The 12,814-nt window shown below is 47.0% G+C and carries 12 protein-coding genes; 6 read left to right on the top strand and 6 right to left on the bottom strand.

The features are described 5' to 3' along the window. Positions 1–57 precede the first annotated feature (57 nt). The 4 genes from C1S73_RS10245 to C1S73_RS10230 are packed head-to-tail and all read right to left on the bottom strand — an operon-like array spanning position 58 to position 5,059. Positions 58–1,620, bottom strand: a complete 1,563-nt coding sequence (locus tag C1S73_RS10245; RefSeq protein WP_038869941.1) for a hypothetical protein — start codon at positions 1,618–1,620, stop codon at positions 58–60. 4 nt (positions 1,621–1,624) lie between these two features. Continuing rightward, positions 1,625–2,197: a sigma-70 family RNA polymerase sigma factor gene (locus tag C1S73_RS10240; RefSeq protein WP_038869942.1), complete on the bottom strand. Its 573-nt coding sequence runs from the start codon at positions 2,195–2,197 to the stop codon at positions 1,625–1,627. 2 nt (positions 2,198–2,199) lie between these two features. After that, positions 2,200–3,675: a hypothetical protein gene (locus C1S73_RS10235; RefSeq protein WP_038869943.1), complete on the bottom strand. Its 1,476-nt coding sequence runs from the start codon at positions 3,673–3,675 to the stop codon at positions 2,200–2,202. Between the two features lie 25 nt (positions 3,676–3,700). Next, entirely contained in the window at positions 3,701–5,059 is a 1,359-nt protein-coding gene (locus C1S73_RS10230) for a serine/threonine-protein kinase (RefSeq protein ID WP_038869945.1), read from the bottom strand. A gap of 230 nt (positions 5,060–5,289) precedes the next feature. On the opposite strand from C1S73_RS10230, the gene C1S73_RS10225 reads away from it, so the two are divergent. The 4 genes from C1S73_RS10225 (at position 5,290) to C1S73_RS10210 (ending at position 8,174) form a co-directional block, all read left to right on the top strand. Next, positions 5,290–6,297 carry a LacI family DNA-binding transcriptional regulator gene (locus C1S73_RS10225; protein ID WP_038869946.1) on the top strand — a complete coding sequence of 336 codons (1,008 nt, stop codon included), beginning with the start codon at positions 5,290–5,292 and terminating at the stop codon, positions 6,295–6,297. Between the two features lie 37 nt (positions 6,298–6,334). Next, the gene (locus tag C1S73_RS10220) at positions 6,335–7,261 is read left to right on the top strand and encodes a LysR family transcriptional regulator (RefSeq protein ID WP_038869947.1); all 927 of its coding nucleotides are present in this window, start codon (positions 6,335–6,337) and stop codon (positions 7,259–7,261) included. A 203-nt stretch (positions 7,262–7,464) separates the two neighbouring features. Then, positions 7,465–7,842, top strand: a complete 378-nt coding sequence (locus C1S73_RS10215; RefSeq protein WP_038869949.1) for an SMR family transporter — start codon at positions 7,465–7,467, stop codon at positions 7,840–7,842. Between the two features lie 2 nt (positions 7,843–7,844). Next, positions 7,845–8,174: an SMR family transporter gene (locus C1S73_RS10210; protein ID WP_005429986.1), complete on the top strand. Its 330-nt coding sequence runs from the start codon at positions 7,845–7,847 to the stop codon at positions 8,172–8,174. Between the two features lie 77 nt (positions 8,175–8,251). Here the strand turns inward: C1S73_RS10210 and edd are convergent, their stop codons facing one another. Together edd and C1S73_RS10200 are read right to left on the bottom strand one after the other, a co-directional pair. Next, on the bottom strand, positions 8,252–10,048 hold the full coding sequence (gene edd, locus C1S73_RS10205; protein WP_038869951.1) for a phosphogluconate dehydratase: 1,797 nt from the start codon (positions 10,046–10,048) through the stop codon (positions 8,252–8,254). Next, positions 10,045–10,566 carry a gluconokinase gene (locus C1S73_RS10200; protein ID WP_038869953.1) on the bottom strand — a complete coding sequence of 174 codons (522 nt, stop codon included), beginning with the start codon at positions 10,564–10,566 and terminating at the stop codon, positions 10,045–10,047. The genes edd and C1S73_RS10200 overlap by 4 nt, the downstream gene beginning before the upstream one ends. A 152-nt stretch (positions 10,567–10,718) precedes the next feature. Between C1S73_RS10200 and C1S73_RS10195 the strand changes: the two genes are divergently transcribed. Both C1S73_RS10195 and C1S73_RS10190 read left to right on the top strand, forming a co-directional pair. Further along, positions 10,719–12,095 carry a GntP family permease gene (locus tag C1S73_RS10195; RefSeq protein WP_038869954.1) on the top strand — a complete coding sequence of 459 codons (1,377 nt, stop codon included), beginning with the start codon at positions 10,719–10,721 and terminating at the stop codon, positions 12,093–12,095. 9 nt (positions 12,096–12,104) lie between these two features. Next, positions 12,105–12,716 carry a bifunctional 4-hydroxy-2-oxoglutarate aldolase/2-dehydro-3-deoxy-phosphogluconate aldolase gene (locus C1S73_RS10190; protein WP_005430025.1) on the top strand — a complete coding sequence of 204 codons (612 nt, stop codon included), beginning with the start codon at positions 12,105–12,107 and terminating at the stop codon, positions 12,714–12,716. The last annotated feature ends 98 nt before the right edge of the window (positions 12,717–12,814 follow it).

Here is a 12,814-nt window from a genome sequence, read left to right as displayed (position 1 = left end):
TGAGTAGATTAGTTGTTTAAATTATCAATAGTGGTGCTGGTTATGGAATACAACGACTTATTTTGAGTTTTTAGTTAATTTTTGAGTGGTTTTCGTACCAAGAGGATCGTGATAAATCATATTGAGCTTAAGTTCTTCAACTTCACTGGCGTACTTAGGTAAGGGACGTAAAATGTAGCTGTAAGCTTCCCCATGAAGAAAGACGTCATTGGCATGGTAATCATTGTTGAAGTAAACAAAGGCATACGCGGACGGTATTGGTGCAGTGGCACAATGGGTGTTGTTGGAATAAGACACGATATCATTGAACATGCCTTCGCCCGCGACAATTGAAGCGTCCCAAAATTGGCACATTTCATGACTGAAGAAGTCGCTATTGGGTGCACTTATGTTGAGGTCGGAGTCGAAACCATCGTAATACTCATCACCTTGAGCAAACCGTCTATCAAAAATGTAGTTGTTGGCGAGTGTATGGCGATAACCCCCTTCAGTCGGGATGAGCAAATCAAACAGTGTGAAGTGCTCAAGATCCTTTCCAGTATTGACGTTCAAACGTTCTTCCATCGAACGTTTGTTTTTCTGCATGGTGTAGCTTTCGAAACGATTATTGTCGAAGACAGTAATAAAGTAGTTTTCGGTTTTTTTATGCACACGCGAGGTATAGACCTTTTTGGTGGTCCATATTTGTTGCGTTCTGTCGGTTTGCACAATCAGTGAATCATCGCTGATCTGATAGCTGCCCACTTTCTTTAGTTCATTCTCTTCTGGGCAACGAGTTTTGTTGTTGGCTGCGGCATAAAAAACGTCGTCATCGATAAACTGAAATGCCTCGCAATACACGACTTCATACTCGAATTTTTTCCCACCAAGCAAAGTTGTGGATTCAAGACGATAGACAATGCTATCAATGAGAGGGTGCTCAGTGTTATTTTGTTCTTCAATCACCGCTGGCAGTTCAAAACGTGTGGTAACCCAAGCATGATCTTCCGAGCCATGGTGGTCATCTCGTGCAGATACAGCCAAGAAGGTGGTTTGATCGAAGGCTTTTGGCGCACCTTGAAGCATGATTTGCCCCTGATTGAGCACACTTAACCCGTTGGCATTTTCTAGCCAAATACGAGTTGTGAGCAGGTCACCTTCCGGATCTTCAAATAGCTGATCTAACCCTAGCGAGTAGTTGATGGGGTTGTTTTGTGTAAGCTCCCAACCAAAGATGATCGTTTGTAGTTGTTGTTCCACAGCGAGGTTAATGATCGGTTTGCCGTTGTTTGTCGCATCGTTATTTTGGTTGCTACTGATGTAAGTTTGAGTCAGGTCTCCGGAGTAATTGACCACCGATGATCCAAAAGCATCTTGAACCTGTTCAGATTGATCTGACAAGGTCGATTCGAGTGCTTTTTCAAAGGCGAGATCGTTGTTTCTCTCTAGTAATGAGGAGGTTAAGGCTTGCTTCACTTCAATCAACGAAGTGCGCTCACCTTGGGACGTTTTTCTCTTATCTAGGCCATTTTGTGCTGGCTCTATATTGGCAGCCGCAGCGGCTGCTTGTTCGTCTGAAAGCCAGTAGCTTGCTATTAAGCAAACACCCAGTGCGCCTGCAATCCAGTATTTTTTCGTCATGATATTACGCGTGCGCCATTCTAGATTGCAGCCAGCTGCGCGAGAACTTAAGGTCTTTTTCAATCAAACTGGCGCTGCATTCGAGCAGTTCACAGATCTCTTGGTTTTTCATGCCCATCAGATACTTGAGCTTTAATGCGTTAGATTGGCGCGGATAGCGTACACTAAAGTTGTCGAGCGCTTTGTCCATGATGATGAGTTGCTCGAAGCGATCTTCTTCCTCTCTCATCAAGGTGATGTGTTGGCGCTTCTGCGCTTGATGAGCACGTGCATTGTCGATCAAAATCTGGCGCATTACCTTGGCGGCCATCAAGAAGAAATCGCGCTTGGTTTCAATCTCACTCATGTCGCAACTAGACATCTTTAAGTAGGCGTCATGGATTAGCGCCGTGGTGCTGTTCACGCTGTCTGCCAGTACCTTATTGTCGGTGCCGTATTTTTCGGCATTGCGCTCGCGCTCTTGCTGAGCAATTTTACGCAATTGAAGATAAGCGAATTGGTATAACTCACTTTCCGCTTGTTTGTTACCAGCTTGCCATTGCTGAATGATTTGCGTCAGGGTGGAATTGGAAGCCATGGTTATACGTCCTCACTTACTTTTACAAACTCAGAGATGGTGTGGGTTTCAATACGGTCAGAGCCATCACGGTTACGACTGATGTCTTGCTGGTAGCGATACAAAATACCTTGTTCCCACGTTTTGCCTGCTGGCAGGTATTCCCACGTGGTGTAGTTGATTTCAGAAGGGGTTGGTGACCAACGTACCATCACATTCATCTGCGCTAGTTCTGCGCTCGGCTCATCGTTGTTGACCCACCACATATCCAAATAGTCGTTGGTGACATCTTGGGTATATAAGCGGGTGTCGGTAGGGCAGGTGATGGCATCAACAGGTAGACGCAATACTTGGTTGTAACGCATCAACAAACAAGATTGTTTCATTGAATCACGTAGGTACTGGGTTTGTTGCCACACACCTTGGTAGGCAATTTGGCTATCGATGGAATCGGGGTAGGTGAACCATAGCATTTCAGTACGGTTTTGGTGCTGGATGTGCTCGTTTTGACCTAACCCTTGCACTTTTTCCATCAAAAGTCGGGTGCTTGGGTCAAAGTTGAGGGCAACAGAACGATATTTCCAATCGCCTTCATCGTCGTAGTCTTCCAGTGAGAAACCGTTGAGATCGTTACGTGTGCAGCCGGTATCGGAACAGCCAACCAAGCTCTCCCATTCAGAAAACTTTTCGATAGGCTCGACAATGTCTTCGGTTATGCTGTGGTTACGTGCTAAGAAACAACCTTGGAAGTAATCACCAATGCTTGGATGCTGAATAAGAGACGTTTCGGTAATGGTGAAGTTAACCTCGCCAATCGGTGGGCGATAACGTGGATGATGTTGGTAACGAATATCAAATGCACAAGCGCGGCCTTGCCAGTCCTTTTTCTTGATGATGATGTTCTTAAAGCGCACGTTTTTGGGCTCAAAGATGATTTCATTCGAAGCAAAGTTTTTCTCAATATAGGTTTGGCTTTCATTGAGATGCTCCACCGCTTCTTCTACCGAAACCCAATCTAAGTTGAGCTGATGTTTGGCATTATCAATGACATTGAGATCGAGGCGTTTGAGTTGCGCTTGGAAGGCTGGGTCAGAGAGAACCTTGTTGGCTAACACAATCTCTTGACGATTTTCTGGTGTGCTATCGAGAGAAAGCAACAAGCGGGTCATATTGATACTGCGACTTGGCTTGGTGGTTGCCATGGTTGGAGTCAAGACTTCTTGGCTGGACATAGTCGTCAGTAGATAGCCTTTGTCGTCATTACCGAGGAAAAAGCTGATGACATCGCCTGGATGATAATCAAATGCACCTTTCTGTGTAAAACCAGAAAGGTTGGAGGTCGTTTTGTAATACAGTCCCGTCACCGGAGAGTCGATGAAAAAACCTTGCTTGATGGTAGGCGTGACTGCTTCTGACACCTCGGGTGCAGAAGTCATGTTCGCCCAAGCTGGGGCCATCGCTAAAGCGGATAGCCAAATCGCCATGGAACGTGTGTACATCTTTGTGTTTAAGCCTTTTTGTGTTTTAGCCTTTCTGTTTAGTGCGAATATCAGGTGCACAATTTGGCTGACAACTTATTGCGTTTGTTAGGTGCTTCTCTGGCACCGGTGTCATCATCGCCAATAACATTTTTTGTTTTATGTGTTTGGGGATATCTGGATTAGACAGAATCCGCCTACGTGTCAGCTCCATCATGGCACTGACGGACATATGCTCGACATTTTGCCCCTTGGCATGGAAGACAAGGCGTGTTACTTCGTACATGATGTCTTCTGCAATCTTCTTCTCTTGTTGCAGTTGGATGTTCTTTTGAATCAGAGTGTTACTAAACAACAAACCAGATAACACTAAGATTGCGGACAATACCGATGGCAGCGGTCGGCGCTGTACTAGACGAAGTATGCTGTACAGAGGCCAGTGCTTCTTTTGTTCGATTGGACGGTGCTCAAGAATGTTCTCAATATCTAACCGTAAGGTGCGCACATCGCGGTAGCGTTGCTTTGCTATAGAGCGAGTTGCTCGACGGATCACCCAATACACATCAGACCAAACTGGTGGGCTTGGAAACATCAGCGCCAGAATCTTACCCAGTGAATACACATCACTTTGCTCCGTTAAGAACTGGCCTTTTTGTTGTTCGGGGCTGGCGTAATGTTCACTAAAGGCGATTAAGCCTGAATGCGATTCTTCAGAATTCGACTGCGCTTTTTGTGTTAGGTTAAAATCGAGCAGTTTTGGCCGCTTGTTGCGATCAATCAGAATGTTTTCCGGTTTGAGATCCGCATGCAAGACCTGATGCTGGTGGGCGTGTTCCATGGCCTCACAGATCTGCTTGAACAGCAGTAACTTATCGTCGTCTTCCATTGGCAGTAACGAAAGGTAAGCGTCCAGGGTTTGGCCAAAAACTCGTTCCATCACGATGTAAACCGAATCATCGTGTAGACCGCCATCGAACACTTTGGCAATGTATGGGTGATTCAAGCGAGCCAGCAACTGCGCTTCATCAAACAATGCTCGTTGTCCTAAAACCTGACTCAAATTGCTTTGGATAAACTTGATTGCAAGGTCTTGCTCAAACGTCTCATCAGCGCGCTGTGCCGCATAGACTACCCCCATGCCACCACGACCTAATTCATGGGTAAGGCGATATTTACTGATCACTTCTCCACTTAGATCGACTTCATGGCTCGTGGCCTGATGCGCGCAAAAACCGAGCAACTGAGTGAGTTGTTCCTGTTGTTGGTCGATAGCCAAAAGAGGGGCGATTTGGAGGTAAAGCTCAGGTTGACTCTTCTGCAATGTTGCCAGGTATTGCTGTTGTTGAGAGTCGTCCAGATCAAGCAGGTGATAGTAAATCTGGGTTTTGCTGGAGCCTAACTGCACTATACTTTTTATCTTATTTTTTAGGTACGGCAGTTTATAAGAAACTTAATATTAATGTCATTTATTTATTCGGCTTTGAATCACAATTATGAGAGCGCAATTTGGTTACTGTGCTTTTATTAAGCTTATGATTTTGTTGGTTATATGGTGAATAATCTCTACTTGGCTTGTCGCGAGCGGGCGTATTGGTCATAATGTTACTAGTAACATTACTGATAAATTAGATATTTATGGCTCAACATAATAAAAAATCACGAACGACATTGCAGGATGTCGCAGACAAAGTTGGCGTAACTAAGATGACGGTATCGCGTTATATGCGTAATCCGGAATCTGTGGCAGAAAAGACTCGAGTAAAGATCGCCGCAGCGATTGAAGAGATGGGCTATATCGAAAACCGTGCTCCGGCGATGTTATCTAAGTCTTCCAGTAAAGCGATTGGTATCTTACTGCCTTCACTGTCCAACCAAATTTTTGCTTCTTTTGTTCAGGGCATTGAAACGGTCACTAAAGCTAATGGTTACGAAACACTGCTCGCACACTTTAGTTATGACGAATTGGAAGAAGAACGCAAAATCGCGTCGCTGCTTTCTTACCAAGTTGATGGCTTAATCCTAACCGAAAGCCACCATACCCAACGCACTTTACAGATGATCAAGAACGCCGGTGTGCCCGTGGTCGAAACCATGGAACTGCCAGAGCAGCCGATTGATATGGCGGTCGGCATGGATCACGAAGATGCCTCTTACAGCGTCGTAAAGCGTATGTTGGAATCTGGCAAGCGCACCATCGTTTACTTCGGCGCTCGCTTGGACACGCGAACAAAATTGCGTATGCAGGGCTATGACCGCGCAATGACTGAAGCGGGTTTGGAGCCAAAACACGTCCTAACGGGTGATCACTCAAGCTTTTCGCTAGCGCATGATTTATTAGAGCGTGCACTTGCAACTTACCCTGATCTTGATGGCGTTTTCTGTACCAACGATGATATTGCTATTGGTACCTTGTTGAGTGCTCAACAACGTGGCATCAAAGTGCCAGAACAACTTGCGGTCGTTGGCTACAACGCTTTAGACATTGGTCAAAGCATCAGTCCAAAACTGACCAGCGTGGATACGCCGCGTTTTGAAATTGGTGAAAAGAGTGCAGAGTTGTTGATTGCGCGTCTAAAAGGGGAAGCTCAAGAAGACAAAATGGTCGATATGGGTTACCGAATTACCGCAGGCGAGAGCGTTTAGTCCGCCATTATTTCAGTTTCATCACTAGGGTGCCGTTATGCCACATCAACTTGATGCGCTAGACCTCAATTTAATGCGCTTACTCAAAGCCGTGGTGGATAACCGCAGCATCAAGTTGGCGGCGATGCAGCTTGGTATTTCGCAACCCAGTGCCAGCCGTGGTGTGATGAAGCTGAAAGACGTGTTTGATGATCCATTGTTTGTGCGTAAAGCGCACGGGGTGGAGCCATCCCCAATGGCAATTCGCTTAGCTGCGGAGTTTGATAACATGCTGTCGCCGTTAGAAAAAGTGGTCCAGGAGTTTTCGGACTTTGACCCGCTCGAATACCAAGGTCAGATTGCGATTGTGACCGACCCCTATTTGATGGATGAACAAGGTCAGCGTTTATTGCGCGGTTGCCATCAAGCCTTTCCTCAAGCTTCGTTTGTCTTCTCAAGTTGGAACATCTATTCCCAAGACGAGATGTTAGAGGGTGAGCATGACTACTGTATTCTCGACCAAGAAACTGAGTTGTCGAAAGACATCTACATGCGTCCATTGTTTGTCGAAAAACGGGTGATTTTGGCTCGTAAAGACCATCCAACCTTATCTCAAATCAGCAATGACTGGGATACGGTGTCGGAATTGCCACTGGTCTCTCTGCCTGCTCCTGCGTCTTACAATCCACTTTGTACAGTTGAATCTGAGTATCGCCGTATGGGTTACGAGCCTGTCGTACTACTTAAATCCTACAACTTGCGCGTCGCTTGCCAAATGCTGCTTGAGACCGATGCCATCATGTATGCTAGCCAAAGTACCGCGCACTTGATGCACGAACTTGCCTCTTATCCAATGCCGATGGTCAACCGAGAGTTCAGCCAGTTTGTTGTTTCGGGGGGGTATTTACAGACCTACCGTAACCACCCATTGCACCGCCATTTGCACCAAGTGGTGCAGCAAACCCTCAATACGCCATTAACGTGATCGGATAAACAAACTGTCCTTTGAGATATTCAAAAATGAATATCTCAATTACCTGTCTGTTTTACTGAAGAAGAGCTAATCTGACTGCAAATAGTCAGGAGAAGCGGCTCTTTTTATCTTATCAATTCTTTGAATGTCTGATTCTTAAAGGACATTCACCATTCTCCGTTATGCAGTTTTTTAATTTCTGGGGAGGATGAATCATGCTCATTGCACGTCTATTTTTATTGCTTGCCATCGTTGCCGAAGTTGCTGGCACCAGCACCATGTCGTATATCGGCGAAAGTAATGCGTGGGAAGGCTATCTGGTGATGTACGTTCTGATCGCCATTTCCTATTACTTCCTGTCAAAAGCAGCAAAGAAAATCTCAATCGGTGTCGCGTACGCAACGTGGGAAGGCTTGGGTATCGCCTTGATTACCCTAGTTTCTATCGTTTTGTTTGATGCCAACTTAAGCGCGCAGCAGTTGCTTGGTTTGGCGTTGGCAGTGGTCGGTATCGTGTGTGTGACGCTCGGCGAATCACACGGTCAGCCTCAACAAAAAGATGAGTTGTCACGTTCATCGAATGCGAGGGGTTAATCATGAGCCAATTTTTTACTGTTTCATTTGGATTTGTTGTTATGGCGGCGTTGGTCGACATCATGGCGAACATGGCGCTGACTCGCTCTAAAGGCTTTAAGCACAAAGGGTGGGGCATCACTGCAATTGTATTGGTGATGGCGGCGTTTACGTTGCTTGCTCAAGCGGTAAAAGAGATTGACCTTGCGATCGCATACGCCTCTTGGGGCGCGATAGGTATTTTAGGTACCGCGATTGGTGGCGCTTTGCTGTTCAAACAAAAGCTTAAGCCAATTGGCTGGTTTGGTATCTTTGTAGTGATTGCAGCAGTTGTGGTGATGAAGACGGCTTGATGATTGAAAGTTATCTACGAAGCAAAAAGCGGAGTGCACAACACTCCGCTTTTTCTGTTTTTGAGGGGCTTCCCGCCCTACACAATAAAGCTTGCGCCTTCTTCTGCGCTCGAAACGCTCTGACGAATCACGCTAAAGAAACCACGACCCCAAGTCTGTTGTTTCGCTTCAGTGTCCATCTCTAACAGTTCACGACCCGCAACATTGCTGAGGTTATTCAACTCGCCAGTTTGGCAATCAACGCGGATGATGTCGCCATTGCGCACCAAACCAATCGCGCCGCCACGAATCGCTTCTGGAGATACGTGAATTGCTGATGGAATCTTACCTGATGCACCAGATAGTCGACCGTCCGTTACTAGCGCGACTTTAAAGCCCGCTTTCTGTACGTTGCCAAGAATTGGCATCAGTTTATGCAGCTCTGGCATGCCGTTCGCTGCAGGGCCGTTGTGCGTCACAACCACGATGCAATCTTGGTTTAGCTCACCGCGTTTGTACGCTGCTTCTACTTCGTGTTGGCACTGGAATACGATCGCAGGCGCTTCGATGATGCGCTGCTCTTCTTTCACCGCAGACACTTTTACCACGGCTTTACCCAAGTTACCGTTAAGTACGCGAGTACCACCAGTGTTTTGGAAAGCTTGCGTTGGCGCAGCAATCACTTCGCCGTCTTGGCTGCCACCACATGGTGTCCAAGTCAGTTTGCCGTCAACTAGCGTAGGTAGCGTCATTTGGTCTTCGAATTCGCCGAATACCGGTTTCACGTCCCGGTGAAGCAAGCCTGACTCGTCCAAACGATGCAATAGCGCAGGTACGCCGCCCGCTTCTTGGAACGCGTTCATGTCAGCTGGACCATTCGGGTAAACGCGCGCCAATAGTGGCACGACTTCAGATAGGTCACTGATGTCTTGCCATGTCAGAATCAAACCCGCTGCACGCGCCACTGCCAGCATGTGGATAGTGTGGTTGGTGCTGCCGCCCGATGCCAACAGAGCAATAATACCGTTGATCAGGCTCTTTTCTGTGACCACTTCAGACAATGGACGGAAGTTGGCTGAACCTGCATTCATTGCCGCGATTTTCAGAGCTGCATGATCGGTTAGCGCCTTGCGTAGCTCAGTATGTGGATGGATGAAGGCCGAACCTGGTAGCATCAAACCCATTGCCTCAAACACAAGCTGGTTGGTGTTTGCGGTGCCGTAGAAAGTACACGTGCCCGCTGAGTGGTAAGCGCGACACTCCATATCAAGCAGTGCGTCTTTGCCAACTTCGCCCGCCGCGTATTTTTGGCGAACGTCGACTTTCTCTTCATTGCTGATGCCCGTTGCCATCAAACCTGCTGGCACAAATGCCGTTGGTAGGTGTGCGTAAGACAGCGCGCCCATCAATTGTCCTGGTGCGATTTTGTCGCAGATCCCCAGAAGCAAAGTCGCATCGAACACGTTGTGGCTCAGTGAAAGTGCCGTCGATTGAGCAATTAAGTCACGAGAAAACAGCGACATGTCCATGCCAGCTTGACCTTGAGTCACGCCATCACACATTGCCGGAACGCAGCCAGCAACTTGCGCAGTGTGACCGTAGCCAGACAGCACTTGTTTGATTTGATCAGGGTAGTGTTGGTAAGGCTGGTGGGCACTCAGCATATCGTTGTAAGCACTGATCAGCGCCACATTCGAATGAGTGAAATCCAGAATGCTTTTCTTTTCTGAAGAACAAGATGCCGCAACGGCGTGCGCCAAGTTACCGCAAGACAGACCGACACGACCTTTGCCGGCTTCTGCTTGGACTTCAGTGCGAGCAAGAAACGCCGCACGCGCCTCTTGGCTGCGCTCTACTAAGCGTTGAGTAACGTCTAAAATTACTTGATGAGTCATGCGGTCACCTCATCTTGAGCTCGAATGAGTTCAGCAGCGTTAGTTACCACTTCTTCGATCGTGGCATCAATATCAACAAAAATGGTACGAGGTTCGTTCTCTGGGCGCTCAAGCGTTTCAAACTGGCTGTTGACCATGTTCTCTTTCATGAAGTGACCTTGGCGAGCACGCATGCGTTCAAGGATCAATTCTTTGCTGCCGTCTAGAAATAGGAAACTAACGTTTTCGTTACCGTCGCGGATTTGGTCACGGTAAATCTTTTTTAGTGCCGAGCAGACAATAATGCCGTGCTCGTTTTTGCTTTCTAAGCTATAAGCTGCGTCGCGGATGCGTTCTAGCCATGGTTTGCGGTCGTCGTCATTCAGAGGCTGACCTGATGCCATTTTCTGAATGTTTGCTCGTGGGTGAAGGTTGTCTCCATCAATGAATTTACGTCCTAGCTTTTCTGCTAAGTGCTCACCAATTGTGGTTTTGCCACTCGCACAAACGCCCATAACGACGACACTACTACCAGCCATAACTTATCCTCATAACAAATTTGCGCGTGATCTCAATTTTTGAATTCACTTTAAAATATGGGTTTATCTTATTCATGTTATCGGTAACATGTTACCGGTAACTCAAATAAATGTGAACCACGACACAAACAATAATTCTTAAAGGTGAACCCATGGAACAGCTAACCCAAGCTCCAGACCCTACGTTCCTACTAACGATTGCCGTCCTCGCGATTGCAGCGTTACTTGTATTGATTATTAAGCTAAAAGTGCATGCTTTCGCTTCCCTAACTATGGTGAGTTTAGGTACTGCGATTGCTACTGGCGTTTCTTCTGATCAAGTTGTCCCAACCATGATGAGTGGTTTTGGTGGCACACTGGCATCAGTTGCATTGCTGGTTGGTCTTGGCGCAATGATCGGTAAGATTTTGGAAGTGACTGGCGGTGCAAAAGTACTGGCAGACACTTTGATTGGACGCTTCGGTAAAGAGCGCGCACCGTTAGCATTAGGTGTGGCATCATTACTGTTTGGTTTCCCAATCTTCTTTGATGCTGGCCTAGTGGTTATGATGCCAATCATCCTAAGTGTGGCTGCACGCTTTGGTGGTTCGCCAATCAAATACGCGCTACCAGCGGCGGGTGCATTTGCTGTAATGCACGGTTTTGTTCCTCCGCACCCAGGTCCTGTTGCAGCCGCTGAATTCCTAGGCGCAAACATTGGCCTACTGCTTGTTGTTGGTATTCTAGTCGCTATCCCAACTTGGTACTTAGGCGCTTACCTATTTGGTTTGTACGCAGGTAAGAAATTCGATATTCCACTATCAAAAGCGTTCTTCAACGGTGAGACACAAGTTGATGAATCTAAGCTGCCAAAATTTGGCACAGTAATGACCATCCTAGTACTGCCTGTACTGCTAATCTGTCTAGACACAGTACTGAACACGCTAGCGGTTGCGGGTGTGATTGATGGCAAAACAGCTCTGGTTGAGTTCCTACGTATGCTAGGTAAAACACCAGTAGCACTTCTGATTACGCTGCTTGTATCTCTTGCGATATTCGCAAAAGACTACGGCATGGCAAAACTTGAGAAGCTGTGTGGCGACTCATTAGCTCCAATCTGTGGCGTTATCCTAGTGACAGGTGCGGGTGGTATGTTCGGTGGCGTATTGCGTGCAAGTGGCATCGGTGATGCGCTAGCAGACGTTCTGACTGATACAGGTATGCCAGTAATCGTAGCAGCGTTTGTTATCTCTACCTGTCTGCGTGTTGCTCAAGGCTCAGCAACCGTGGCACTAACGACAACCGCAGCACTTATCGCGCCGGTCGTAGCAGTATCAACAGGTTTGAGCGAGCTAGACCTATGCTTTATCGTTATCGCGATTGCAGGCGGTGCAACAGTGCTTTCTCACTTCAACGACTCTGGTTTCTGGCTAGTTTCTCGTCTACTAGAGATGGATGAGAAAACAACGCTAAAAACTTGGACGGTAATGGAAACGTTACTTGGTAGTATCGCGTTTATTATCGTAGCAACATTAAGCTTTATTCTTTAGAGGTTACCCATGACAACACTTGAACAACGATTAAGAGAAATCAAAATCGTCCCAGTTATCGCAATCAACGATGTAGCACACGCTCTGCCACTGGCAAAAGTGTTGGTAGAAAACGGTTTACCATGTGCGGAAGTTACATTCCGTACTGAAGCGGCGGCTGAGTCGATCCGCATCATGCGTGAAGCGTACCCAGAATTGCTGATTGGTGCTGGTACAGTACTGACAACAGAGCAAGTGGACATCGCGATTGAAGCGGGCGTGGACTTTATCGTGAGCCCAGGTTTCAACCCAACCACAGTGAAATACTGTCAGCAACGTAACGTGACAATCGTACCGGGCGTGAACAACCCAAGCTTGGTTGAACAAGCGATGGAAATGGGTCTACGTACTCTGAAGTTCTTCCCTGCTGAGCCATCAGGCGGCGTAAACATGCTTAAAGCACTAACTGCAGTTTACCCAGTGGAGTTCATGCCAACAGGTGGTGTAAGCCCATCTAACGTGGAAGATTACTTAGCGCTGAAATCGGTTGTCGCTTGTGGCGGTACTTGGATGGTGCCAACCGCTATGATGGACAACGGCGATTGGGAAGGTATTGCAGAATTGGTTCGCGCAGTTAAGTAAAACGCGCAAACGGCTCCGAAATACCCCCGAACGTTTTAAAACGTGAATAGAAAAAGGGTCATCAAGTAATTGATGATCCTTTTTGTTTATCTGCTTAA

The sequence above is a fragment of the Vibrio jasicida 090810c genome (assembly GCF_002887615.1).
In the GTDB taxonomy this organism is placed as follows: domain Bacteria; phylum Pseudomonadota; class Gammaproteobacteria; order Enterobacterales; family Vibrionaceae; genus Vibrio; species Vibrio jasicida.
This window is presented reverse-complemented; position numbering and strand designations above follow the sequence as displayed.

Bases quoted from the DNA above. Each gene is read 5' to 3' on its own strand.
- C1S73_RS10245 (WP_038869941.1), bottom strand. From the start codon at position 1,620: ATGACGAAAAAATACTGGATTGCAGGCGCACTGGGTGTTTGCTTAATA.
- C1S73_RS10240 (WP_038869942.1), bottom strand. From the start codon at position 2,197: ATGGCTTCCAATTCCACCCTGACGCAAATCATTCAGCAATGGCAAGCT.
- C1S73_RS10235 (WP_038869943.1), bottom strand. From the start codon at position 3,675: ATGTACACACGTTCCATGGCGATTTGGCTATCCGCTTTAGCGATGGCC.
- C1S73_RS10225 (WP_038869946.1), top strand. From the start codon at position 5,290: ATGGCTCAACATAATAAAAAATCACGAACGACATTGCAGGATGTCGCA.
- C1S73_RS10220 (WP_038869947.1), top strand. From the start codon at position 6,335: ATGCCACATCAACTTGATGCGCTAGACCTCAATTTAATGCGCTTACTC.
- C1S73_RS10215 (WP_038869949.1), top strand. From the start codon at position 7,465: ATGCTCATTGCACGTCTATTTTTATTGCTTGCCATCGTTGCCGAAGTT.
- C1S73_RS10210 (WP_005429986.1), top strand. From the start codon at position 7,845: ATGAGCCAATTTTTTACTGTTTCATTTGGATTTGTTGTTATGGCGGCG.
- edd (WP_038869951.1), bottom strand. From the start codon at position 10,048: ATGACTCATCAAGTAATTTTAGACGTTACTCAACGCTTAGTAGAGCGC.
- C1S73_RS10200 (WP_038869953.1), bottom strand. From the start codon at position 10,566: ATGGCTGGTAGTAGTGTCGTCGTTATGGGCGTTTGTGCGAGTGGCAAA.
- C1S73_RS10195 (WP_038869954.1), top strand. From the start codon at position 10,719: ATGGAACAGCTAACCCAAGCTCCAGACCCTACGTTCCTACTAACGATT.
- C1S73_RS10190 (WP_005430025.1), top strand. From the start codon at position 12,105: ATGACAACACTTGAACAACGATTAAGAGAAATCAAAATCGTCCCAGTT.